Raw genomic sequence first — 22,033 nt, forward strand, 5'->3', positions numbered from 1 at the left:
AATGGCCTCAAAAGCAAACGCTTTGAACGAGCGTCTGTTTCATTTTGGTGACTAGAATACTCTTTTTTTTCACACGACTCCAGTTTTAACAACAAAATATCTGAATTACACGACGAACTCGCCTTTACCCTTTCCTCTCTCCCTAACTTAAATAGTCCTTGTATCTTTTTGTTTTTTCTTTGTTTTCTATATACACTCCAATACTGCAGCAATCATATTGGCAACAAAACAACATTACTTTGCAAATTGCCAACAAACAAGCTATCATTGCGGTCAATGAAAAAGAACCACTCCTTCAATAGACCGAAGGACTCTCGCTTATGAATGAAGATCGAAATTTTTTGAACGACCCTAAATCACTGAGCAAACTTCCTGACGATGCCTTTCAGACGGAACTGCTGAAAGGCGTGTCCAGAACCTTTGCATTGACCATTCCTCAGTTGCCCCAGCCGCTGTACGGACCGGTCGCCAATGCCTATCTGCTCTGCCGGATCGTCGATACGATCGAAGACGAAGTCTCGTTGACGCCGGAACAGAAAAGTTATTTTTGTTCCGACTTCATCGATGTCGTTAAAACCGGCCTCAATTCCGAACCGTTTGCGGCCGAACTGGCGCCTTTGCTGTCGGATAAAACCCTGCCCGCCGAACATACGCTGATCCATGTGATGCCGCGCGTGATCGAGATCACCCACTCGCTTGATCCGGAGCAGATCGATGCGCTCGCCGAGTGCGTCGCTACGATGGCGGAAGGCATGTCCGCGTTCCAGTCGCAAAATCTGCAGCACGGGCTGCCCACGCTGGCCGATCTCGATAAATATTGCTACTACGTTGCGGGCTGCGTCGGTGAAATGCTGGCCAAACTGTTTTGCCATTACTCGCCGACAATCGCCGAGCACAAGGACGAGCTTCTGCGCTTGTCGGTCTCTTTTGGCCAGGGTCTGCAAATGACCAATATCCTGAAAGACATCTGGGACGATGCGGAACGCGGCGTCTGCTGGCTGCCGCAGGACATTTTTCGCGAAACCGGTTTCGATTTGAAAAAACAGACGCCGGATGCCAACGATCCAAATTACAAGAAAGGCTTGACGCACCTGATCGGCATAGCGCACGGCCATCTCCGCAATGCATTGCGTTATACGCAGTTGTTGCCGGCGCATGAAACGGGACTGCGCAATTTCTGCCTGTGGGCATTGGGGATGGCGGTGCTGACGTTGAAGAAAATCAAACGGCACCTCGACTTCAACCGCTCCGAGCAGGTCAAGATTTCAAGGAAAAGCGTGAAGGCGACGATTTTCGCGACCCGGCTGACCGTGCGCAGCAACCGGCTGCTCGAATTGCTTTTCGATATGGCGGGACGGGAGCTCAAAACCCCCGAATGGCAATACACCGCACCCAATTTATTAGCTCAATTAAACCATTAAGGACACCCCATGTTTACCGATGCTAACACACAGATAAATACCGGCTCTGCTCCTAGCTCATCGACACCGATCCAATCGCATGCTTACGATCTCGACCGGGCGATCAAAAAGGCCCAGGACAGCCTGATCAAGCTGCAGGATCCGGCCGGCTTTTGGGTTTTCGAACTGGAAGCGGACTGCACGATTCCGTCCGAGTACATCATGATGATGCACTTCGTCGACGATATCGATGTGGGCCTGCAGAACAAAATCGCCAACTATCTGCGTTCGCGCCAATCCGAAGACGGCAGCTTTCCGCTGTTTACCGGAGGACCTGGCGACATCAGCGGCAGTGTGAAGGTCTATTACGCACTGAAAATGGCCGGCGACGATATCGACGCACCACACATGAAACGTCTGCGTGAATGGATTTTGAGCCAGGGCGGCGCCGCGAAAGCGAATGTATTCACCCGGATCGCTCTGGCGACCTTCGAGCAACTGCCGTGGCGCGGCGTGCCGTATATTCCGGTCGAAATCATGTTGTTCCCGAAATGGTTCCCGTTCCATCTGGACAAGGTCTCGTACTGGTCCCGAACCGTGATGGTGCCGCTGTTCATCCTGTGCAGCATGCAGGCGAAGGCCAAGAACCCGCACAAGGTCGACATACTCGAACTGTTCACCGTCCATCCCGACGAAGAAAAGCATTATTTCCCGGAAGGAACGCTGCTGAACAAGATCTTCCTGGGGCTGGACAAACTGGGCCGGCTAACCGCGCCGCTGATCCCGAAAACCATGCACGAGCGTGCCATTCAGAAGGCGCTGGACTGGTTCACCGAGCGTTTGAACGGCGAGGACGGACTCGGCGGTATTTTTCCGGCCATGGTCAATGCCTACGAATCGATGCTGCTGCTCGGCATGCCGGAGGATCATCCGAATGTGGTGATCGCGCGCCAATCGATCGACAAACTGCTGGTAATCAACGAAAACGATGCCTATTGCCAGCCCTGCCTGTCGCCTGTCTGGGATACCGGTCTGGCCGCGTTAGCGCTGCAGGAAGCGAATCGGAACGGCAACAAGGCCAGCCTGACGAAAGCCTACGACTGGCTCAAAACCAAGCAGTTGAAGGACGAGCCGGGCGACTGGCAGGTCGCGAAACCGGACCTGCCGGGCGGTGGTTGGGCGTTCCAGTTCAACAATCCGCATTATCCCGACGTCGACGATACCGCGGTCGTCGCCTTCGCGATGGCGGATTCCGGCCTGCCCGGCATGGAAGAACCGGTTCAACGCGCGACTCGCTGGATCGAAGGCATGCAGTCGAAAAACGGCGGCTACGGGGCTTTCGATGCGGATAATACCTATTATTATCTGAACGAGATTCCGTTTGCCGATCACGGCGCCTTGCTCGATCCGCCAACCGCCGACGTCAGCGCGCGCTGCGCGATGCTGATGGCGAAGGTCGCGGAAGAGCGGAAGGAATATCTGCCGACGCTCGAACGCACGGTCGAATACCTACGCCGCGAACAGGAAGCCGACGGCTCCTGGTTCGGCCGCTGGGGCACCAACTACGTTTACGGCACCTGGTCGGTGCTGTTGGGCCTCGAACAGACCGGCCTGCCGAAAGACGATCCGATGTATACCAAAGCCGCCTCGTGGCTGAAGAGCATCCAGCGCGAAGACGGCGGCTGGGGCGAAGACAATTTCAGCTACCACGACACCGGCTTCAGCGGCAAATACCGGTTCAGCACCGCGTTCCAGACCGCCTGGGCCGTGCTCGGCCTGATCGCGGCCGGCGAAACGAAAAGCCCGGAAGTCAAGGCCGGCATCGACTTTCTGCTGCGCAAACAGCAGGCCGACGGCTTCTGGAACGACAAATGCTTTACCGCACCCGGCTTCCCGCGCGTGTTCTATCTGAAATATCACGGTTACGACAAGTTCTTCCCGCTGTGGGCTCTGGCGCGTTACCGCAACGAGTTAGCCAGGCCGTGATTACCGGTATCGTTGTCGCCCTGCCCGAAGAGATCGTCACGCTGACCGCCAAGCGCATCGACAAGGGCCATTGCGTGTTCATCGGCGACAAGATTCTGGTCGCCTGCGCCGGCATGGGCCCGAAGAATGCGGCGGCGGCGGCCGAGCTATTAATCTCGAAAGGCGCCTCCCGGCTGATCAGTTGGGGCTGCGCCGCGGCGCTCGAACCGTCTCTGCGGGCAGGCGACCTGACGCTTGCGGACCGCCTGCTCGACTCCGAAAATGAAGAGATCACGGTCAATCCGGACTGGCTGAGCCATACCCAAACGGTATTTGCCGAAGCCTTTATCGGCCGGCACAAACAGGCCGCTCTGCATACCGGCCTTTTGGCCGAAAGCCATACGGTCGTGACTTCCGGCAAAGCCAAAAAACAGCTGCATTCCTTCACAGGCGCCCTGGCCCTGGACATGGAAAGCGGCACAATCGCAAAAGTCGCGCACCAGCGCGGTTTGCCTTTCCTGGCGATTCGTGCGATCGCCGATCCTGCCGGCATGGGTTTGCCGGAAGCGGTCGTGTATGCGACCGATGCCGACGGCGAAATCGCAATCGGCAAATTGTTAGGCTACCTGCTTCTCCACCCTGCACAATTGCCGAGCCTGATTAAACTCGGCCTTTATTTCAGCAAGGCTAAACAGACCTTGAAACAGGCCGCCGGCCGGCTTGAATCGATCGCCGAATTCAACAGCCTTTCTGCCGACCGGCAAACCTCTTGACCGGCTTTTTTAAAGCTTTTGCCCATCAAATAATCATTAACAAAAGACCGCTCATTATGTCATTCAGCATCGCCGAGCTTTTCGCTCAACACAGCACCGATAAATTCGACCTGCACGAACAGTTTCTGAACAACCAGATGGTTCGGGTTTTGAAAACGATCGGCTACGACCGCCACTACAAACGCGCGGTCGGCCAATATCTATATGACCAGCATGATAACGAATACCTGGACCTTTTAAGCGGCTTCGGCGTGTTCGCGATCGGCCGCAACCATCCGACCGTAATCAGCGCGCTGCATGAAACCCTGACCCTGGAGTTGCCGAATCTGGTGCAATTGGACGTTTCGGTGCTGAGCGGGCTGTTGGCGCAGGAAATCCTGAAGACCACGCCGGACAACCTGACCAAGATGTTCTTCTGCAACTCCGGCACCGAAGCGGTCGAAGCGGCGATCAAATTCGCCCGCTACACGACCAAACGCGAGAAAATCGTGTTCTGCGAACATGCCTACCACGGCCTGACGATGGGTTCTTTATCGCTGAACGGCGAGCCGATCTTCCGGGAAGGCTTCGGCCCGCTGCTGCCGGGCTGCAGCGCGGTCCCGTTCAACGATCCGGCCGCGCTCGAACAAGCCTTGAGCGGCAAAGATATCGCCGCCTTCATCGTCGAACCGATACAAGGCAAAGGCGTCAATCTCCCGGACGACAATTACCTGTCCGAAGTCGAAAAACTCTGCAAGAAATACGGCACGCTGTTCGTCGCCGACGAAGTGCAGACCGGCCTCGGCCGCACCGGCAAGTTCTGGGCGATCGAGCACTGGAACGTGAAACCGGACATGATCTGCATGGCGAAAGCACTGTCGGGCGGCTTCGTGCCGGTCGGCGGCGTCGCGATGACCACCAAGATCATGGACAGCGTCTATAACCGGATGGACCGCGCGGTGGTGCACGGCTCGACGTTCTCGAAGAACAACATGGCGATGTCCGCCGGCCTCGCGACCTTGCATGTCATGCAGGAAGAAAACCTGGTCGAAAACAGCGCCAAAGTCGGCGACGACATCATCGCAACGCTAAATGCCATGACGTCGAAATACGAATTCCTGAAGGAAGCGCGCGGCAAGGGCATGATGATCGCGATCGAGTTCCATGCACCGAAAAGCCTGACCCTGAAAGCGGCCTGGGCGATGCTCGAAGCGGCGAACAAGGGCCTGTTCTGCCAGATGATCACGATTCCGCTGTTCAAGGAACACCGGATTCTGTCGCAAGTGGCCGGCCACGGCATGAACGTGGTCAAGCTGCTGCCGCCGTTGAACCTGACCCAGAAAGACCGCGACCACATCATCGCGGCGTTCGACAAAACGATCTACGATACCCATCAGATCTCCGGTGCAATCTGGGACTTGGGCAAGAATCTGGCCAGCCATGCGCTGAAAGGCAAAACCGGCAAATAAGGAGAATCGCGAGATGAAAGCGTTACTGAAATTGTGTTTGATGGTATTGGCTCTATGCCAAGCCAATCCGGCGGCCGCGCATGCGGTGGTAACCGACTATTCGCTGAAAATGCAGCCTATCCGCGCCAATCGGCCGGACAAGGTGGTGATAACCTTCAATTCGCGGATCGAGCTGGGCCTGTCGCAAGTGTTTCTGGTCCGTAAAGGCGATACGCACGAACTGCTGAAGATCGGCAACGGCGAAAAACAGGGCCAGCTCATCGTCGAAGTGCCGGCGCTTGAACCCGGCGATTACGCGATCAAGTTCAAGGTCTTTGCCGCCGACGGCCATTTGACCGAAGACGTCATCCATTTTTCTGTAGCACAATAAATTTTTTAGTTTATGGCAGGCATAGCGGACTTTCTCGACTCGCTGATCGGCGGACTCGACCTCATTTGTTTTTGTCTCATGGTGGGCAGCTTGTTCTGGGGGCTTTTCGTGTTGCGTCCCTGGGAACGGCAACACGGATACAATGCCGTGCATTTGGATACGACAATCACCTTGTTGTACAAAGGCGGCTTTTATCTGGCGGGAGCCCAGCTTTTCAAGATCGTTCTGAAAGTCTGGCTGATGACGGCGGTACTCGAACGCTGGCCTTTTCCCGAGTTCGCTTCGACCACCCAATTCATCGGCGGCGCGATTCGCACCGTCTTGGCTTTGGCGGCGGCTTTTTATTGCCAGCACATATTGCGCGCGCATGCCGAATCGAAAGCGCACTGGATCGCCGCCAGCCTGGTTACGTTGCCGGTGATCATTTCCGGCGCCTGGCTGGTCCATGCGGCAGGCCGCTTCGACAACCGAGTGATGCTAATGTCGCTGACCGTCGCGCACCAGTTGGCAGCCGCAGCCTGGATCGGCGGCGTATTCCAATTGGTCAACGTCTGGCTGCTGAGATACCGCGGACAGATTCAAGCCGATTTATGGCCGTTCCTACTCAAACGCTTTTCGATTTTCGGGATGGCTTCGGTCAGCCTGTTGCTGATTTCAGGGGCGCCGATCGCGCTGCAATACATCACGACCTGGAACGGCCTGGTCGGCACCGGTTACGGCAATCTGCTGATGGTCAAAATCGCACTGCTGTCGCTCGCATTGGGATTGGCCTGGCTGAACCGCAATGCGGTGCTCGCTTACGGGATCAGCGGTGATCCCAGCCACCTGAACCGCAGCGTACCCTACTACATCGAAGCCGAAACCTTTATCCTGATCACCCTGCTGTTTACCGCCGCCAGTCTGGCCTCGCAGCCGCCGGCGATCGACATCCCGAGCCTGACCGCCAACTGGCAGGAAGTTCTGGGAACCTTCAAGCCGGCCATCCCGCGCACCACGTCGCCGACCCATACCGCGCTGATTGCGGGCGAGGCGGGCCGGGTTGCGATCATCGGCCAAGTGCCTTCGATTGCCGCGACCGAATGGTCGAATTACAACCACAATATCGCCGGCATCTTCCTGACCGTAATGAGCTTTTTCGCGATGCTGTCCTATCTGAAATCGCCGGCCCCTTTCCTCGACCGCTTTTTCGAATCGATCAAATTCTGGCCGTTCGGCTTCGTGCTGCTCGGCATCTTTCTGTTCTTCCGCAGCGATGCGGAAACCTGGCCGCTCGGCCCGATCGGCTTCTGGGAAAGCACGTTCAACAACGGCGAAGTCCTGCAGCACCGGATCGCGACCCTGCTGGTCTTCGTGCTCGGCGTGATCGAAATCCGGGCGCGCATGCAGAGCAATCAAAACCCGCGCCTGCCGCTGGTGTTTCCGGTGCTGGCCGCCTTCGGAGGACTGATGCTGTTGACCCACTCGCATGTCGGCTTTCAGGCCAAAAGCGCTTTTCTGATCCAGGTCGGCCATACCGCGATGGGCGTGTTTGCGCTGATCCTCGCCACCGGCCGCTGGCTCGAACTAAAGCTCGACAAGCCTGGCAAGGATATTGCCGGCTTCGTCTCCGTTGCAGCTCTGTTCCAGATGGGGCTTATTCTGATGTTCTATCGCGAACCCCTGTACTAATATGAAACTCACGACCGAATTTCCGCTACTCGACCAGATCAATCTGCCTGCGGATCTGCGCAAGCTGAACAAGGATCAACTCAAGCCGCTCGCCAAGGAACTGCGCGACTACCTGACCCACACGGTCAGCGTCTCCGGCGGCCACTTCGCGGCCGGGCTCGGCACGGTCGAGCTGACCGTGGCGCTGCACTACGTGTTCAACACCCCCGAGGACCAACTGGTCTGGGACGTCGGCCACCAGGCCTACCCGCACAAGATCCTGACCGGCCGCAAAGGCCGCATGACCACGATCCGCACCTTCGGCGGCATCGCCGCGTTCCCGTCCCGCAGCGAGAGCGAGTACGACGCCTTCGGGGTCGGCCATTCCAGCACCTCGATCAGCGCCGCCCTGGGCATGGCCATCGCGGCCGCCCGGAAAGGCGAACACAAGCAGATGGTGGCGATCATCGGCGACGGCAGCATCACCGGCGGGATGGCCTACGAGGCGATGAACCATGCCGGGGCCCTGGATGCGAATGTGTTGGTGATTCTGAACGACAACGAGATGTCGATCTCGCCGAACGTCGGCGCGATGAATAATTATTTAGCCAAAATCCTCTCCAGCCGGCTTTACGTGTCGGCCTGGGAAGAGAGCAAAAAAGTACTGAGCAGCATGCCGACCGTTTGGGAACTCGCGCGCCGCACCGAATCGCACATCAAAGGCATGGTGGTGCCGGGGACGCTGTTCGAGGAACTCGGCTTCAACTACATCGGCCCGATCGACGGCCATGACCTGGACGTGCTGGTGCCGACCCTGGAAAACCTGAAGGCGATGCCCGGCCCCCGCCTCTTGCACATCGTCACCAAGAAGGGCAAGGGCTATGCCCCGGCCGAGAAAGATCCTTTGGCCTACCACGGCGTGCCCGCCTTCGATCCCCGCCAGGACTCGTTGCCGAAGTCGGCCCCCTCCCCGCACCCCACCTACACCGAAGTGTTCGGCCGCTGGCTCTGCGACATGGCCGAACAGGACGAGCGCTTGCTCGGCATCACCCCGGCGATGCGCGAGGGCTCCGGGTTAGTCAAGTTCTCCGAACGCTTCCCGGACCGTTATTTCGATGTCGCCATCGCCGAGCAGCATGCGGTGACCCTGGCCGCGGGCCAGGCCTGCCAGGGCGCCAAGCCGGTGGTGGCGATCTATTCGACCTTCCTGCAGCGGGCCTACGACCAGCTGATTCATGATGTCGCGATCCAGAACCTGGATGTGCTGTTTGCGCTGGACCGGGCCGGGCTGGTCGGCCCCGACGGCCCGACCCATGCCGGCAGCTTCGATTTCAGCTACTTGAGCTGCGTGCCGAACCTGGTGGTGATGGCCCCGGCCGACGAGAACGAGTGCCGGCAGATGCTCTATACCGGCTTTCGCCATGACGGCCCGGCGGCGGTCCGCTACCCGCGCGGCAAAGGGCCGGGAGTGGCGGTCGAGCAGACGATGACCGCCCTGCCGATCGGCCAGGGCGAGATCCGCCGCCAGGGCAGCAAGATCGCGATCCTGGCCTGGGGCAGTCTGGTCGCCCCGGCGCTGCAGGCGGCCGAACGCTTCGGCGCCACGGTCGCCAACATGCGCTTCGTGAAGCCGCTCGATGCCGCCTTGATCCGCGAGCTCGCCGACAGCCATGAAATCCTGGTCACGGTCGAGGAGAACGTGCTCGCGGGCGGGGCCGGCAGTGCGGTGAACCAGTGCCTGCAGGCCCAGCGCATCCTGATGCCGGTCTTGAACCTGGGCCTCCCCGACGCTTTCGTCGAGCAGGGCACCCGTGAAGAACTGCTTGCCCTCTGCGGCCTCGATGCCCTGGGCATCGCCGACCGCATCGAAGCGTTTATCGGCTGACATTAACCTATGCTTGAAATCGTCCAGATACCGGTCCTGGCCGACAACTACATTTACCTGATCCACGATCCTGTGTCCCGGAATACCGCGGTGGTCGATCCGGCCGAAGCGCGGCCGGTGCTGGACGTGTTGGCGAGCAAAGGCTGGCAGTTGACCTACATTTTGAACACCCACCACCACGGGGATCACGTCGGCGGCAATCTGGAACTGCAACAGCAGACCGGCTGCCGCATAATTGCGCCTTCGGCCGACCGCCACCGAATTCCCGGCATCGACCTGGGCGTATCCGAAGGCGACACGATATCCCTCGGCAATCATACCGCCCGCGTGATGTCCACGCCTGGCCATACGCTCGGCCACGTCGTCTATCATTTTGCCGAAGACCGACTTTTATTCTGCGGCGATACCTTGTTCGTGATGGGCTGCGGCCGCCTGTTCGAAGGCTCCGCCGAGCAGATGTGGGAGTCTTTGCAGCGATTGAAAGCGCTGCCGGCCGATACTCAGATTTATTGCACGCACGAATACACCCAAAACAACGGCCGCTTCGCGCTGACGGTGGAACCGGACAATCCGGCATTGATCGAGAAAATGCGACAAGTGGATGAACTGCGGACCCGAGGTTTGCCGACCGTACCCTCGACGATCGGCGAAGAACTCGCCACCAATCCGTTTTTCAGAGAAAACAGCCTCTCGATCCAAGAGACCATCCGCTTGAGAGATGCGGCGCCCGTTCGGGTATTTGCCGAAATCCGGCGTTTGAAAGACAGGTTTTAAGTGGGGAGTTACAGGTAGCAACCCGTAAATTTACGGAGAGGAAAGCACGGCCTCTCGCGTTTCACTGCGAAAGGCCGGGCAAAGCTGTTTCAGGATTCCAACAATTCCGCGAAAGGTTTGAAGTTTTCGTTGTTATGTTGGGTACACACGCTGAACCGATAGTCCTGATCGTTCACCGATACCTGAATATGGCCCAGGTTCGATTTGTTTTTGCACTGCGTTCCCTTCGCCGTGCTCGCCTGACATTGTTTGTCGTCATCCCGCCGTATAACGCTATCCGAATCGCCGGCCGACCCGGCGACTTCGATTGCTTCCGACGGTTCTTCAATTTTTCCGAGGTTCTGGATCACTTGCGCCGCCGAGGCGATGCCCGAGGACTCCGCCACCGACTTGTTTTGACCAGCCAGATATTTGCTTACGCCGGTGCGCTTTGCCGGTTCCGCTTCGGGTTCCGGAGCGACTTCGGGTTTTTTGGCGGCAGCCGGTTTGAACTCTTTGCCGACCGCCGCGAGGTATTTGGCGACACGGGACAACGGGGCGCCGGTTTCTTGCTCGGCTTTTTCCTCGGCAAGGGCCTCGGATTGAGGAGCTGTCTCGGCAGCCGCAGGCTCGACGGCTATTGCCTCGGGCTTGGCGGCCGCTTGCTGGCTGGCCAGATAACGCGCTACGCGCGACATGGGCGCAGCAGGTTCCGGAGCCGGTGCTGCCGGAGCGACAGCCGTTTCCGCTTCGGTAACGGCCGCTTTGGCCGCGGCCGTCTGGCTGGCCAGGTATTTCGCCACCCGCGACACGGGCGGCGCCTCTTGAACCGGAGCTTCGGGCTCGGCGGCTACCGCCTCGGGCTCGGCAGCCGCCTCCGCCGGCTTGGCGGCCGCTTCCTGGCTGGCCAGATAGCGCGCTACGCGCGACATGGGCGCGGCAGGTTCCGGAGCCGGTGCTGCCGGAGCGGCAGCTGCTTCGGTAACGGCCACTTCGGCCACAGCCGCTTGGCTGGCCAGGTATTTCGCCACCCGCGACACGGGTGCCGCCTCTTGAACCGGAGCTTCGGGCTCGGCGGCTACCGCCTCGGGCTCGGCAGCCGCCTCCGCCGGTTTGGCAGCCGCTTCCTGGCTGGCCAGATAACGCGCTACGCGCGACATGGGCGCGGCAGGTTCCGGAGCCGGAGTGGCAGCCGCTTCGGCGACGGGCGCCGAAACCGTCTCTGCTGCGGCCGGTTTGGCGGCTGCGGCTTGTCGAGCGAGATATTTCTCCACGCCGGTCATCGCCGCCGCAGCTTGCGCCGCCTGCTCTTGTTTAGCCAGATATCTCGCTACGCCGGTTAATCCAGTATTCACTTCTGTTTCTTCCTTTATATAAATGTCATTGCCTATCGGCCCGGTCAGTTTACTTGTCGCAATATCAAGAAACCGTTCTAGTAAATTTTTTGCCATGTTTAAGGTTACCTTTCTTTTATTTTAATAATTAAAGAGTAAATCGGTGTAATCATATGCCAAACCCATTCACGGGTAAAGCCTGCCTTGCGCGGCCGACGGATTCGTTCGGCAATCACAAGTCCCAGGGTTCTGGGGTTGAAGCCGAACAGCCATTTTCATAAGGCTCAAGCCGATTCTTCGATACAGCCCTCCCTTCTCCACTCCACCGCCCGGCTCTTCGCTAACCGCATCCGCCTCCGCCCGGTGTTTCGATTTGAAACTGATCTCCCGAAGCCATTTCGATTTGGGCACAGCCCGGAACGACTTCAATCGTCCCATCGCGGCGGATCACGCGATTGATGCCAGGCATTCCGGCCTTGCCGCCGTCGAGGCCGAAAGGCGCCGCCATTCGGCGGCCGGATAGAATCCCTGCGATCATCGGCTCCAGGAACTGGATCCGGCGCACCGCGCCGTCCCCGCCCCGCCAACGCCCCTCGCCGCCGCTGTGTTCGCGAATCGAAAACTGATTCAGCAGCACCGGGAAACGCCATTCCAGCACTTCCGGATCGGTGATGCGCGAGTTGGTCATGTGGGTGTGCACCGCCGAACAACCGTCGAAGCCCCGGCCCGCACCGGCGCCGCCGCAGATCGTTTCGTAATACTGGTAACGGCCGTTGCCGAACGTGAAATTGTTCATCGTGCCCTGCGACGCGGCCAAAAGGCCCAACGCGCCGTACAACGTGTCGACGATCATCTGCGAAGTTTCGACATTCCCCGCGACCACCGCAGCCGGATAACTCGGATTCAATAGCGATCCTTCCGGTATCACGATGTCGAGCGGCTTCAGGCAGCCCGCATTCAACGGGATATCGTCCCGCACCAGGGTCCTGAACACGTACAGGACGGCCGCCTTGCACACCGCCGCCGGCGCATTGAAATTGCTCGCGAGCTGTTCGGATGTGCCGGAAAAATCGATTCGCGCCCGGCGTTGCTCGCGATCGATGCTGACTTCTACGCGGATCTTCGCGCCGTCGTCCATGACCTGTTCAAACGAGCCGCCCGGCAGTTTTTCCAGCACTGCGCGCACGCAAGCTTCGGCATTGTCCTGCACATAGCGCATATAGGCCTGCACGACCGGCAGCGAATAATGTTCGACCATCTGCAGCAGTTCGCGCGCGCCCTTTTCGTTCGCCGCAATCTGCGCCTGCAGATCGGCAAGATTCTGTTCCGGATTGCGCGCCGGATAGGGGCCGGAAGTCAGCCAGGCACGCAGCTCGGCTTCCCGGAAACGGCCCTGCTCGACGATTTTGAGCCCTTCGCTGCAAACGCCTTCCTCCTCGATGCGGCAGCTGTGCGCGGGCATCGATCCCGGCGAGATGCCGCCGATGTCGGCATGATGGCCGCGCGAGGCGGTGAAGAACAGCAATTCTTCGCCGCCCGGCGCAAACACCGGCGTCACCACCGTAATGTCCGGCAAATGGGTTCCGCCCGCGTACGGGGAGTTGAGCAGATACACATCGCCGCGCTTCCAGTCGTCCCGATGCCGCCGAAGCAGCGCCCGCACGCTTTCGCCCATCGAGCCCAGATGCACCGGAATGTGCGGCGCGTTCGCGATCAACTGCCCCTCCACGTCGAACAGCGCGCAGGAAAAATCCAGGCGTTCCTTGATATTGACCGAATGCGCGGTGTTTTGCAGCACGAACCCCATCTGCTCGGCGATCGACATGAACAGTTTATTGAAGATTTCGAGCAGCACCGGGTCGGCGCGCGTACCTGCCGCATAGGCTCGCGTAATCGGCTGCACGCGGCTCAGCAGAAGGTTGCCGTCTTGCCGCAGTTCACCTCGCCAGCCTGGTTCAATTACGATCGTCGAGGTCGGCTCGACGATGATCGCAGGACCGTCGATAGATTCGGAAATCCGCAGACTATCCCTGTGAAAAACCGGCGTCCGATGCCATTGACCGTGGCTGAACATCGAAGTAAATAACTCGGGGAGGCCACTGCCTCCGGCCTGAACGGCATCGGCGCCAAGCGCATATGCCTCGCTGCCGATACACTCGACCAACGCAGTTTCGACCAGCAAGGGGCGGTCTTCATAACAGAACCCGAAACGCTGGCGGTATTGCCGTTTGAAATCCTCAAGCATCACCGCCTTATCGGCAACATCGACCGGCAAACTCGTATCGGTGCCCTGGAAACGCAGCAGCAGACGCCGTACGGTTCGCACCTGCAGGCTGCCCACGCCCTGCGCGTTCAGCGCCTGTCTGCCCTGTTCTTCAAGCCCCTGCAGCCGGGCATGCAAAATAGCCCCCGAAGCCTCATCCCAGGGCAATTCCAGCGCCTGCTCCTTCAGTACCCGAAAATCGGCCAGCCCCATTCCGTAAGCCGACAATACTCCGGCCAGAGGGTGCAGCAGCACGGTGCGCATGCCGAGGCGATCCGCAATCTTGCAGGCATGTTGTCCGCCCGCCGCGCCGTAGCAGCACAGGGTGTATTCGGCGACATTGTAGCCTCTCTGCACCGAGATTTTTTTGATGGCTGTCGCCATATTCTCGACCGCGATGTCCAGAAAGCCTTCGGCGACTTGCTCGGGGCTTCGCGTATCGCCGGTTTGTGCCTTGATACGTCCGGTCAGATCGCCGAACAGTTCCCGGACCCTTTCGGCATCCGGCGGCAAATCGCCGTTCGGGCCGAACACGTTCGGGAACAAAGGCAGCTTGCCGAGCAGCAGATTCGCGTCGGTTACCGTCAACGGCCCGCCCCGCCGGTAACAGGCCGGGCCGGGGTTCGCGCCCGCCGATTCCGGCCCGACGCGATAGCGTATCCCGTCGAAATGCAGAATCGAACCGCCTCCCGCCGCGACGGTATGGATCGCCATCATCGGCGCGCGCATACGGACCCCGGCCACCTCGGTTTCAAAACTGCGTTCCAGCTCACCGGCATAATGCGCAACATCGGTCGAGGTACCGCCCATGTCGAAGGCGATGATCTTGCCGAAACCGGCCCGTTCGGCCACCGCCGACGCTCCGACGATCCCGCCGGCCGGCCCCGAGAGAATGCAGTCCTTGCCTTGAAACGCATGTGCCTCGGTCAGACCGCCGTTCGACTGCATGAACATCAGCCGCGGCTGGCCGCCTCTCTCCGCCGGCGAATTTGCAACAGACTCCCTATCTCTCTCCACAGACTTCGGATTGCCCAGGCCTTCGGCGACCTGCGCGACATAATGCCCGAGCAACGGCGACAGATACGCGTCGACCACCGTCGTATCGCCCCGGCTGACGATCTTCATCAACGGGCTGACTTCATGCGAAACCGATACCTGCGCAAAACCGATCCGGCGGGCGATATCGGCGAGTTGCCGTTCGTGTTCGGGATAGCGCCAGGCGTGCATCAACACGATCGCCAGCGCACGGTAACCCTGACCGTACAAGGCCTGCAGCTGCCGGACAGCCTGCTCGGTATCCAGCGCCTGCAAAACTTCGCCACGCCCGGTCACCCGCGCATCGATCTCGATAGCCGTTTCATACAACTGCTCCGGCAGCCGGATGTTCAGCGCGAAAAGATCCGGCCGGTTCTGATAGCCGATTCTCAAACAATCCTTCAAGCCGCGCGTGATCGCCAAAGCCGCCCTCGCCCCTTTGCGTTCGAGCAAGGCATTGGTGCCGACCGTGGTGCCTATTTTGACGCAGTCGACGAACGCCGCCAGAGACGCCCCTGCAGACAACCGCAAGATCTCCCGGATGCCCTGCAACGCCGCATCCCGGTAACGTTCGGGATTTTCCGACAGCAGTTTGCGGGTCACGATATGCCCTTCCGGACTCAAGGCAACCAGATCGGTAAACGTGCCGCCCCGGTCTATCCAGAATTGCCAGCGTCTCATCCCGCTTTACAAGTCCTGTTTGACATCTTCTCTTAAAGTCGGCCAGCGCATGAAGGCGAAGACCCAGATCATTACGATATTGACGACCGGAAGCAACAACACCAAAGTCCACCAACCGTCGAAACCGGCTTTCCGGATGATCCGGAAACCCAGCCACAGACAAAATCCAACATAGACCGGCAACAGAATATAAAATAGCAAGGTCATAATTTACGCTCCAGCTCGCTGCGGCGATTGGGCCACGGCAAAAACGCCAGCTGGAGAAAAACCAGCAGCATGCCGAAAACCGGCAAAAACACCAACGCGGCCCAGGCAGGATGAAAACCGGCCTTGCGATAGATCAGGCAAACCGGCAGGAAAAGAAAGAGCCCCAGAATAAAAACCTGGAAAATATTGGGCATATTCATCATCATATATCGCCTCCTTATCGGCTTGAGGGCATGTTGTCGGCAAAGTTTATCCTCAATGCAAAGGCCGTGCGACAATTTTGCAAAGAAACGAAACGGCTGCCGCCAAGTCAAGCCGATAGGATGCGGAAATTGGCGGCAGGTTTGGAAAGAGGTCTAAAGCGGGCTTGGCGCAAAAAAATGTGTAAAGGCCTACCGTTCAAATCCTCCCGGTTTCCGCATCGGCCTGTCCAACTATCCCATCAGCTTTATAACTCCCTCGAATGATCATTCACAGTTCCTTCAAACCGGCCTGGTGGCTGAAAAATGCCCATCTGCAGACAATCTTCCCGGCTTTTTTCCGGACGACCAAACCGCCCCGCGCGCTGCGCCGGGAACGCTTAACCACGCCGGATAACGATTTTCTCGATATCGACCACTGCGGCGAAACCGGCCAGCCGATCGTGATCCTGCTGCACGGGCTGACCGGCAGCTCGGAGTCCGGCTACATCAAAGGCTTGCAGCACGCGCTGGCGAAAATGGGCCTGCGCACCGTCGCGCTGAACTTCCGCGGCTGCAGCGGCGAATCGAACCGGCTGGCGCGCTGCTATCACTCCGGCGAAACCGAAGACATCCATTTTCTTTACCGGATCCTGCGCGAGCGCGAGCCGGAAACGCCGATGGCCGCAATTGGGTTTTCGCTAGGCGGGAATGTGCTGCTGAAATGGCTCGGCGAACAAGGCAACCGTCTCGACCTGTTCGCCGCGGTTGCGGTTTCGGTGCCGCTGGTGCTGAGCGTCTGCGCAAGCAAACTCGACCGCGGGTTTTCGAAAATCTACCGTGGAAATCTGCTGGGCGAACTAAAGCGGTACGTCCGCTTGAAACTGCAACATCTGGAAACGCTCGGGATCGAGGCGGAAGCCGAAAAAATCAGACAGCTCGGCAACCTCGCCGAAATCGACTCGTTCTGGCAATACGACGATATCGTCGTCGCAAGACTGCACGGCTACCGCGACGTTCACGACTACTACCAGCGGTCCAGCTCCCGCCAGTTTCTCAAGTCGATCGTAGTGCCGACCTTAGTCATCCAGGCCGCCGACGATCCCTTCATGACCCTCGAAGTGCTGCCTGAGGAACGTGAACTGTCACCCAGCGTCCACCTGGAAATCGCCCGAAACGGCGGCCATGTCGGCTTCGTCACCGGCGCCTACCCTTTCCGGCCACGCTACTGGCTGGAACAAAGGATCCCGGAATTTTTGGCGCTGCATCTCGATAAAAATCTTGCAGGAAGGGCTTAAAATAAAGCGCTATCTATGGTTTAATATGCAGCTCTTCAAAAGCCCCTTCACCAGGCCGATGTAGCTCAGTCGGTAGAGCAACTGATTCGTAATCAGTAGGTCGCGGGTTCGAATCCCGCCATTGGCTCCATAAAATCAATAAGTTATAGACAAACAAAATTCATAAAGACTTGTTCGTGCTACGCTGGTGCTACGGTCTTGGTCAAGCAAAGCCTTTTGACTGATCCGGATTCAGCCTCCCCCGATCCTAATCCGCCAGAACGAATACCCTTGTCTAAACCTTGCCATTGCCAGCGTGTAACCCTTGGCAAAACATGGGCAACGCGGCTCAACCCTAGCCAAAACCCCACTATGCCGCGTCAACCCCACGCGTGCACGGGCAACGCGGCTTCGGGTGGCGGCGTGGTGGTCCGATTGATTGTTTCCCAGATTGAGCATAATAAATTCCCTAGCATGATTCCGTGCCAACTCTTGGAAATACACGTCAACCGTGCGTTACAGATAGGCACGATTTTTGATATAGGTATTGTTTCCCAAGAGTAGCGGATGCCGTTTGCCCTCGGATCCGGGCAAGGTCAGCGCGGCCGCGGGCTGCGGCCTGCAATGCAGGATGAACAATTTAATGATGCGGCAAGGTCAGCGCGGGCGCGGTGTGCGGGCATCGTCGCGGTGGCGGTGGTGAAGTCGGAAGTGAGAATTCCGATTTAAGGACTTTGCTGGACGACAAATACGCCATCTATGGCGCTTTTGAACTCCGCAAGGTCAGCGCTGGCGCGGGCTGCGGGCTTCTTAAACCGAAACTCGCAGTTTCGGTTTGCTACCCGTCAGCAGGCACAAAAAAACCGGCTGCCCTGCGGCAAGCCGGTTTCTTCAGGATCGCCCGTCAACGACGGCCGGGCTTACGGGTTTTTGCGTTCATTCAATATCTTCCGTTGTTGTGTCCTGCGAACGAAGCTGGCTCAGCTCATAATCGATTCCCATCGACTCTTCAGCGGTTTGGGCAAACCACTTCAGCAGGTTTTCAGGGTCCAGCGCCTTAAGCCACGCCGCCAGTCTTGGGGTTTCGGGACTCATGCGCCTGCCTCGTTAGCTTCTTCCTCTGGGAGGCTTTCATCGCCATTACATTGCGCGGGAGATGCTGATACTTTGCCAAGCACCTTATGCACGGCTTCGACTGCCGACCAGGGAATGGAGAATTGTTTATGCGGATTCAGTTGCTCGCACAGAATTGCGAACTCTGCATTGCATGCCTTCAGCGACTGAAGTTCAGCGGGCAAAAGCCCAAGAACAAGACGAAAGACGCTCGGCGGCCGATCGCCGTCTTTCCACCAGATGGCGGCAAACTCATCTACTTGGGGCTCTTGATCGGGATCGAAAACTAGAATGTCTCCATCATGGAAAAATGGGGCTAAACAATCATCGTGTATCTTTGCGGCGTAGGAATTGATTCCGGGATTCAGCGATTTTGGAACCCGAATGACATCGTTCCGGGGGTTATCTTTGTGATGCTGGTGAGTATTGGCTAAGTCGCGGGTGTTTTCGGACATGAGAGTCTCCTTTGTGTGATGAAGAGACCGCCGCCCTGTGGTATAGGTGACGGACTGACTCGGGTTACCACAACCGCCCACAAAGAAGCGGCCCGCCCGAAGGCGGCCCAAGCCAGCCCGTCATAACGCAAACGATACAGGGTTCCCGTACCGTAAAACTGATAGGCATAAAAAAGGCGCTAGATGCGCCGGCATCTTTGTGGTTAAAGCGGGGTGGTAATCCCGGCGGTCAATGTCGACCGCGGCAAAAGAATAACGCCGTCAGCGGATGGATGTCAAGCCGGAAGGCACAGAAATTTATCGGTCGAGCCGCACTGTGGGCAATTTGTCTAGTTGACCATGCGCGTGCCGCCTTCTTGACCTGCCGCATCGAGCGTGGCATTATTTTCACCGCCAGCAACCCCGGATTTGTGATCCGGGATCGATGCTGGCAGCAGGGCGGCGCTGGAATCCAGCGCTGCCTTAACCGTGCTCAGCCGGTTTGTAGCTGAGATAAACCCTTGAATTCTCTCATGGTGGAAATTTCCACCATCTTTTAAACCGTAAATGATTGGCTCAAATCTGTGCCGATCTCCTCTATTCGCTTTTCACCAATTCCAGGATCGGCTTTGTGTCGTTCAAGGGATCCGTCGGCAACGGCAAGCCCTCTTCCGGGTGCGGCTCGCCTTCATGCCTGACCATCTCGAAATTCGCCAGGAACCACTCGACCATCGTCAGCACGTCGAGCACGTTATGTCGAGCCGACTCCAGCGTATTGATATTGCTCTCGTCTAACCGGCGCGGGTCGTCCGGGAACTTGAATTGGTCGATCACCGTATAAAGCTCATCGGTAATGACGGCCGTCTTGTCGCTCACGTAGGCGAAGAGGTCGAACGGCAAAAAGTCTGCGTAGTCGCCGCCGTCTGGCATGGCGCGATGTTTAAAATCGGGGTACGGTTGTTTCATGGGATTGACTCCTGAGGTGAAAAGTTGGGTTATTGTCTGTCTTTGAGCCCAGCAAGCACTTGCTCTGGCGTCATGTTGAACTCACGCGCCAGCAATTGCGCTGCTTTCTCGATGGATTTGGAAGCCGGTTTAATCTTCTTCGGCGGCGGCGCGTTCTTTATCTTTTCGGTCATTTCCGCCCGTGCCTTGGCCGCCGCGCGATCCTCTATAGGCTTGATGGCGCGGCGATTCTTGTCTTGCTTGCCGGCTAGTTCGGTGACTTCGGATGGCGTCAACTGGACCGATTTCTGGCGGGATCTCGTCGCTTTGGAAGCGTTTTTCTGGCGGTCGGCCTCGATCATCGCGGCGATTTTCTTCCAGATGAAGATCGAGGTGCTCAATTCAATCATCACCCGCAACACGTGCTTGCAGGCAATGCCTTCCAGGGAAGGATTCCGCTGCTTGGGGAAACCGGTCTCGGCCCGGCCGGCGTTGGCGCCCATCAAGGTGGCGATATACCGAAAAGTGAAGGTATGATGCTCGCAGTCGCAATCGAGCTTGATATTGCCGCGGGCGATTTCCTTGGCCGCTTGTAATGGCGTTCCTTTGGCTAACCCTTTTTCGTAGTCAGATAGGATGATGTGAACATTGTGACGCTTCCGATCTGCCTTGGATTTTGGACCGGCGTTAGTGATGAAGTGCACGTCGCCCGCTTTCATAAAGCCCGGCACCGCCATATGGATTTGCTCCTTGCACCGCTTCTTATCGGCTTCGGTGCTCATACTGATGACTTCCACGGCCGTCACGCCTTTCTCGACCTTGCCTTGCAGGGCTTGGATATTGCGGTTAAATACCAGCAGGTCCTGCTTGGTGATGGGCCGTGCGGCTTCTCCGGACTCAAGGCCCAGCGTTGTCTTTAAAGCCTTGGTCACCCGCCAGGCCTTCCCTTGAATCTGGTCCGGATTGAGGATGTTGTTGGCATGGTCGCGGCGGTTCTGATCGAATTCCCGGTTCGCCTTGAGCTCTTTCTTGGCGCCGTAGATGCTGAATTTCGGTTTTTGGGGCAACATGGGTTACGCCTCCACCGGTTGAGTTTCGGTTTTGGCGCTACGGCGTTCGAAGGCGGCGAGAAGGTAATCCTTCAGAGGGCTCTGCAGATAATCAGACAGGCACTCTTCGAAGGTTTCGACCTCCCACCCGGCCATGATAAGTGTATCAATGGTGCAGCGATCGCACTCGAACTGATCGTCTTCGCATTCTTCCAGCCGTTCCTGGATTTCCTCTTGCGAAAGGGGCGGCATGGGCTGACTGCAAGATGAGCAAATACCGGCGAGCGCCAGCGCGGCGTAGCGGTTATTCGTGTCAATACTCATGCGGCACCTTCCACGAGGTCCGCCAGATTGATCGCGTAGGCTTCCAGCCACACGTCGGCACGGTAGGCTTTGACGGTCCCGTAATTAGCGTCAAATACGTCGATCGGCTCGATGCCCATCGCAATCCCCGTTGACTTGAGCAAACGCCAATTGAATTTTTGTCCGTGCTGCAACATTTCCATGCGCTTGACCGTGCAATACTGCTTCGAGCGATCCAGCTCGGCTTCAAGTCGATTGGCCCGCTTCCTTTCCTGCGAGGCGGTGTTCATCGCGGTCGCTTCACGCCGACTGCCGATTTCGGCTTTAGTGTCAATTGCTATCTGAAGTTGATTTTGGGTTTCTTCAAGCTGTTCAAGCAATCTGACTTGAGCTCTGGCAAACTCCAATTGCGTCATGGGTCGAATGGAACCAGTGACCAAGGCGTCATAGGCTCGAATCACCTTCAGATGAAATGCTGCGCTAATCCACATGGCGTATGCGTAAACTAAATCTTTTGCAACGAAAGTTCCTTGCCAACTACTCCCGCCCTTATAAACTTTAAGTGGTTGATTTTGTTTCGATACCAGAATTCCGGTATCGCGCTTCTCAGATTTGAGAAGCTCTATCAAATCAATAGCTTGTTGAGTTATCAGCCATTTTGCCGGCTGATGCCTGGATTCGCCGCCAGCGGCCTTATGCAGATCATTCAGGCAATATCTACCGTCCCCATCAATACGCACCAAAACTTCTGAAATAATCAAATCACTCATTGTGCACCTCCGGCCAGAGATGTATCCCGTTCGGCAATTTTCTTCTCAATCCATTCCTGAATTTCGGTATCGATCCACCCGTCGGATTTTCCAACCGACACCGGCTTGGGAAAGCCGTTTTCTTTGATGAGCAATGGGATCGTTTTGATGGATACGCCGACCATTGCGGCGGCGTCTTTGCGCTTGATAATTCGTCTCATCT

The 22,033-nt window shown here is 57.7% G+C and carries 20 protein-coding genes and 1 tRNA gene; 10 read left to right on the plus strand and 11 right to left on the minus strand.

From position 1 onward, the window contains the following. Window positions 1–320 precede the first annotated feature (320 nt). The 8 genes from METAL_RS13825 to gloB are packed head-to-tail and all read left to right on the plus strand — an operon-like array spanning window position 321 to window position 10,262. Window positions 321–1,421: a phytoene/squalene synthase family protein gene (locus METAL_RS13825; protein WP_005373203.1), complete on the plus strand. Its 1,101-nt coding sequence runs from the start codon at window positions 321–323 to the stop codon at window positions 1,419–1,421. A gap of 9 nt (window positions 1,422–1,430) precedes the next feature. Then, window positions 1,431–3,386, plus strand: coding sequence for a squalene--hopene cyclase (gene shc, locus METAL_RS13830; RefSeq protein ID WP_005373204.1), 1,956 nt, complete (start codon window positions 1,431–1,433; stop codon window positions 3,384–3,386). Beyond that, window positions 3,383–4,138, plus strand: coding sequence for a phosphorylase family protein (locus METAL_RS13835; RefSeq protein WP_005373206.1), 756 nt, complete (start codon window positions 3,383–3,385; stop codon window positions 4,136–4,138). Before shc ends, METAL_RS13835 begins: the two co-directional genes overlap by 4 nt. Before the next feature lie 56 nt (window positions 4,139–4,194). Then, window positions 4,195–5,586, plus strand: coding sequence for an aspartate aminotransferase family protein (locus tag METAL_RS13840; protein WP_005373208.1), 1,392 nt, complete (start codon window positions 4,195–4,197; stop codon window positions 5,584–5,586). Between the two features lie 13 nt (window positions 5,587–5,599). Next, window positions 5,600–5,956 carry a copper resistance CopC family protein gene (locus METAL_RS13845; RefSeq protein WP_005373210.1) on the plus strand — a complete coding sequence of 119 codons (357 nt, stop codon included), beginning with the start codon at window positions 5,600–5,602 and terminating at the stop codon, window positions 5,954–5,956. Between the two features lie 12 nt (window positions 5,957–5,968). After that, window positions 5,969–7,624, plus strand: a complete 1,656-nt coding sequence (locus METAL_RS13850; RefSeq protein ID WP_005373212.1) for a copper resistance D family protein — start codon at window positions 5,969–5,971, stop codon at window positions 7,622–7,624. Between the two features lies 1 nt (window position 7,625). After that, complete coding sequence (gene dxs, locus METAL_RS13855; RefSeq protein WP_005373214.1) at window positions 7,626–9,488, plus strand: 1-deoxy-D-xylulose-5-phosphate synthase; 1,863 nt, start codon at window positions 7,626–7,628, stop codon at window positions 9,486–9,488. A 9-nt stretch (window positions 9,489–9,497) separates the two neighbouring features. Next, window positions 9,498–10,262, plus strand: a complete 765-nt coding sequence (gene gloB / locus METAL_RS13860; RefSeq protein ID WP_005373216.1) for a hydroxyacylglutathione hydrolase — start codon at window positions 9,498–9,500, stop codon at window positions 10,260–10,262. 89 nt (window positions 10,263–10,351) lie between these two features. Here the strand turns inward: gloB and METAL_RS20065 are convergent, their stop codons facing one another. From METAL_RS20065 to METAL_RS13880, 4 genes are all read right to left on the minus strand, one after another. Continuing rightward, window positions 10,352–11,596, minus strand: coding sequence for a hypothetical protein (locus tag METAL_RS20065; protein WP_157203344.1), 1,245 nt, complete (start codon window positions 11,594–11,596; stop codon window positions 10,352–10,354). Window positions 11,597–11,915: 319 nt separating this feature from the next. After that, entirely contained in the window at window positions 11,916–15,554 is a 3,639-nt protein-coding gene (locus METAL_RS13870) for a hydantoinase B/oxoprolinase family protein (RefSeq protein ID WP_005373219.1), read from the minus strand. A gap of 6 nt (window positions 15,555–15,560) precedes the next feature. After that, window positions 15,561–15,761, minus strand: coding sequence for a hypothetical protein (locus METAL_RS13875; protein WP_005373221.1), 201 nt, complete (start codon window positions 15,759–15,761; stop codon window positions 15,561–15,563). Continuing rightward, a complete protein-coding gene (locus tag METAL_RS13880; protein WP_245549379.1) occupies window positions 15,758–16,075 on the minus strand; it encodes a hypothetical protein in 318 nt (105 codons plus the stop codon). The genes METAL_RS13875 and METAL_RS13880 overlap by 4 nt, the downstream gene beginning before the upstream one ends. A 149-nt stretch (window positions 16,076–16,224) precedes the next feature. Between METAL_RS13880 and METAL_RS13885 the strand changes: the two genes are divergently transcribed. Together METAL_RS13885 and METAL_RS13890 are read left to right on the plus strand one after the other, a co-directional pair. After that, window positions 16,225–17,238 carry a hydrolase gene (locus METAL_RS13885; protein ID WP_005373225.1) on the plus strand — a complete coding sequence of 338 codons (1,014 nt, stop codon included), beginning with the start codon at window positions 16,225–16,227 and terminating at the stop codon, window positions 17,236–17,238. A 54-nt stretch (window positions 17,239–17,292) separates the two neighbouring features. Beyond that, window positions 17,293–17,368 (plus strand) — tRNA-Thr (locus METAL_RS13890). Window positions 17,369–18,153: 785 nt separating this feature from the next. On the opposite strand, the gene METAL_RS21065 is transcribed toward METAL_RS13890, so the two are convergent. The 7 genes from METAL_RS21065 to METAL_RS21070 all read right to left on the minus strand — a co-directional run bounded on the left by METAL_RS21065 (window position 18,154) and on the right by METAL_RS21070 (window position 22,031). Then, a complete protein-coding gene (locus tag METAL_RS21065) occupies window positions 18,154–18,312 on the minus strand; it encodes a hypothetical protein (protein ID WP_005373227.1) in 159 nt (52 codons plus the stop codon). Then, window positions 18,309–18,785 (minus strand): LexA family transcriptional regulator, encoded by a 477-nt coding sequence (locus tag METAL_RS13895; RefSeq protein ID WP_005373228.1) that lies wholly within the window; start codon window positions 18,783–18,785, stop codon window positions 18,309–18,311. Before METAL_RS13895 ends, METAL_RS21065 begins: the two co-directional genes overlap by 4 nt. A 576-nt stretch (window positions 18,786–19,361) precedes the next feature. Next, the gene (locus METAL_RS13900; protein ID WP_005373230.1) at window positions 19,362–19,730 is read right to left on the minus strand and encodes a hypothetical protein; all 369 of its coding nucleotides are present in this window, start codon (window positions 19,728–19,730) and stop codon (window positions 19,362–19,364) included. A gap of 29 nt (window positions 19,731–19,759) precedes the next feature. Next, window positions 19,760–20,779 (minus strand): hypothetical protein, encoded by a 1,020-nt coding sequence (locus tag METAL_RS13905; RefSeq protein ID WP_005373231.1) that lies wholly within the window; start codon window positions 20,777–20,779, stop codon window positions 19,760–19,762. Window positions 20,780–20,782: 3 nt separating this feature from the next. Further along, window positions 20,783–21,082, minus strand: coding sequence for a hypothetical protein (locus METAL_RS13910; protein WP_005373233.1), 300 nt, complete (start codon window positions 21,080–21,082; stop codon window positions 20,783–20,785). Continuing rightward, entirely contained in the window at window positions 21,079–21,831 is a 753-nt protein-coding gene (locus tag METAL_RS20070) for a KilA-N domain-containing protein (protein ID WP_005373234.1), read from the minus strand. The genes METAL_RS13910 and METAL_RS20070 overlap by 4 nt, the downstream gene beginning before the upstream one ends. Beyond that, a complete protein-coding gene (locus METAL_RS21070) occupies window positions 21,828–22,031 on the minus strand; it encodes a helix-turn-helix transcriptional regulator (protein WP_005373235.1) in 204 nt (67 codons plus the stop codon). Before METAL_RS21070 ends, METAL_RS20070 begins: the two co-directional genes overlap by 4 nt. Window positions 22,032–22,033: the final 2 nt, after the last annotated feature.

Origin of the sequence: Methylomicrobium album BG8 (genome assembly GCF_000214275.2) — a bacterium.
Classification (GTDB): domain Bacteria; phylum Pseudomonadota; class Gammaproteobacteria; order Methylococcales; family Methylomonadaceae; genus Methylomicrobium; species Methylomicrobium agile.

Coding starts and splice junctions, on each gene's coding strand:
- METAL_RS13840 (WP_005373208.1), top strand. CDS start 4,195: ATGTCATTCAGCATCGCCGAGCTTTTCGCTCAACACAGCACCGATAAA.
- dxs (WP_005373214.1), top strand. CDS start 7,626: ATGAAACTCACGACCGAATTTCCGCTACTCGACCAGATCAATCTGCCT.
- METAL_RS21070 (WP_005373235.1), bottom strand. CDS start 22,031: ATGAGACGAATTATCAAGCGCAAAGACGCCGCCGCAATGGTCGGCGTA.
- METAL_RS13885 (WP_005373225.1), top strand. CDS start 16,225: ATGATCATTCACAGTTCCTTCAAACCGGCCTGGTGGCTGAAAAATGCC.
- METAL_RS13850 (WP_005373212.1), top strand. CDS start 5,969: ATGGCAGGCATAGCGGACTTTCTCGACTCGCTGATCGGCGGACTCGAC.
- METAL_RS13875 (WP_005373221.1), bottom strand. CDS start 15,761: ATGACCTTGCTATTTTATATTCTGTTGCCGGTCTATGTTGGATTTTGT.
- METAL_RS13910 (WP_005373233.1), bottom strand. CDS start 21,082: ATGAGTATTGACACGAATAACCGCTACGCCGCGCTGGCGCTCGCCGGT.
- METAL_RS21065 (WP_005373227.1), bottom strand. CDS start 18,312: ATGAGTCCCGAAACCCCAAGACTGGCGGCGTGGCTTAAGGCGCTGGAC.
- METAL_RS13905 (WP_005373231.1), bottom strand. CDS start 20,779: ATGTTGCCCCAAAAACCGAAATTCAGCATCTACGGCGCCAAGAAAGAG.
- METAL_RS13825 (WP_005373203.1), top strand. CDS start 321: ATGAATGAAGATCGAAATTTTTTGAACGACCCTAAATCACTGAGCAAA.
- gloB (WP_005373216.1), top strand. CDS start 9,498: ATGCTTGAAATCGTCCAGATACCGGTCCTGGCCGACAACTACATTTAC.
- METAL_RS13870 (WP_005373219.1), bottom strand. CDS start 15,554: ATGAGACGCTGGCAATTCTGGATAGACCGGGGCGGCACGTTTACCGAT.
- METAL_RS20070 (WP_005373234.1), bottom strand. CDS start 21,831: ATGAGTGATTTGATTATTTCAGAAGTTTTGGTGCGTATTGATGGGGAC.
- METAL_RS13845 (WP_005373210.1), top strand. CDS start 5,600: ATGAAAGCGTTACTGAAATTGTGTTTGATGGTATTGGCTCTATGCCAA.
- METAL_RS13900 (WP_005373230.1), bottom strand. CDS start 19,730: ATGAAACAACCGTACCCCGATTTTAAACATCGCGCCATGCCAGACGGC.
- METAL_RS13895 (WP_005373228.1), bottom strand. CDS start 18,785: ATGTCCGAAAACACCCGCGACTTAGCCAATACTCACCAGCATCACAAA.
- shc (WP_005373204.1), top strand. CDS start 1,431: ATGTTTACCGATGCTAACACACAGATAAATACCGGCTCTGCTCCTAGC.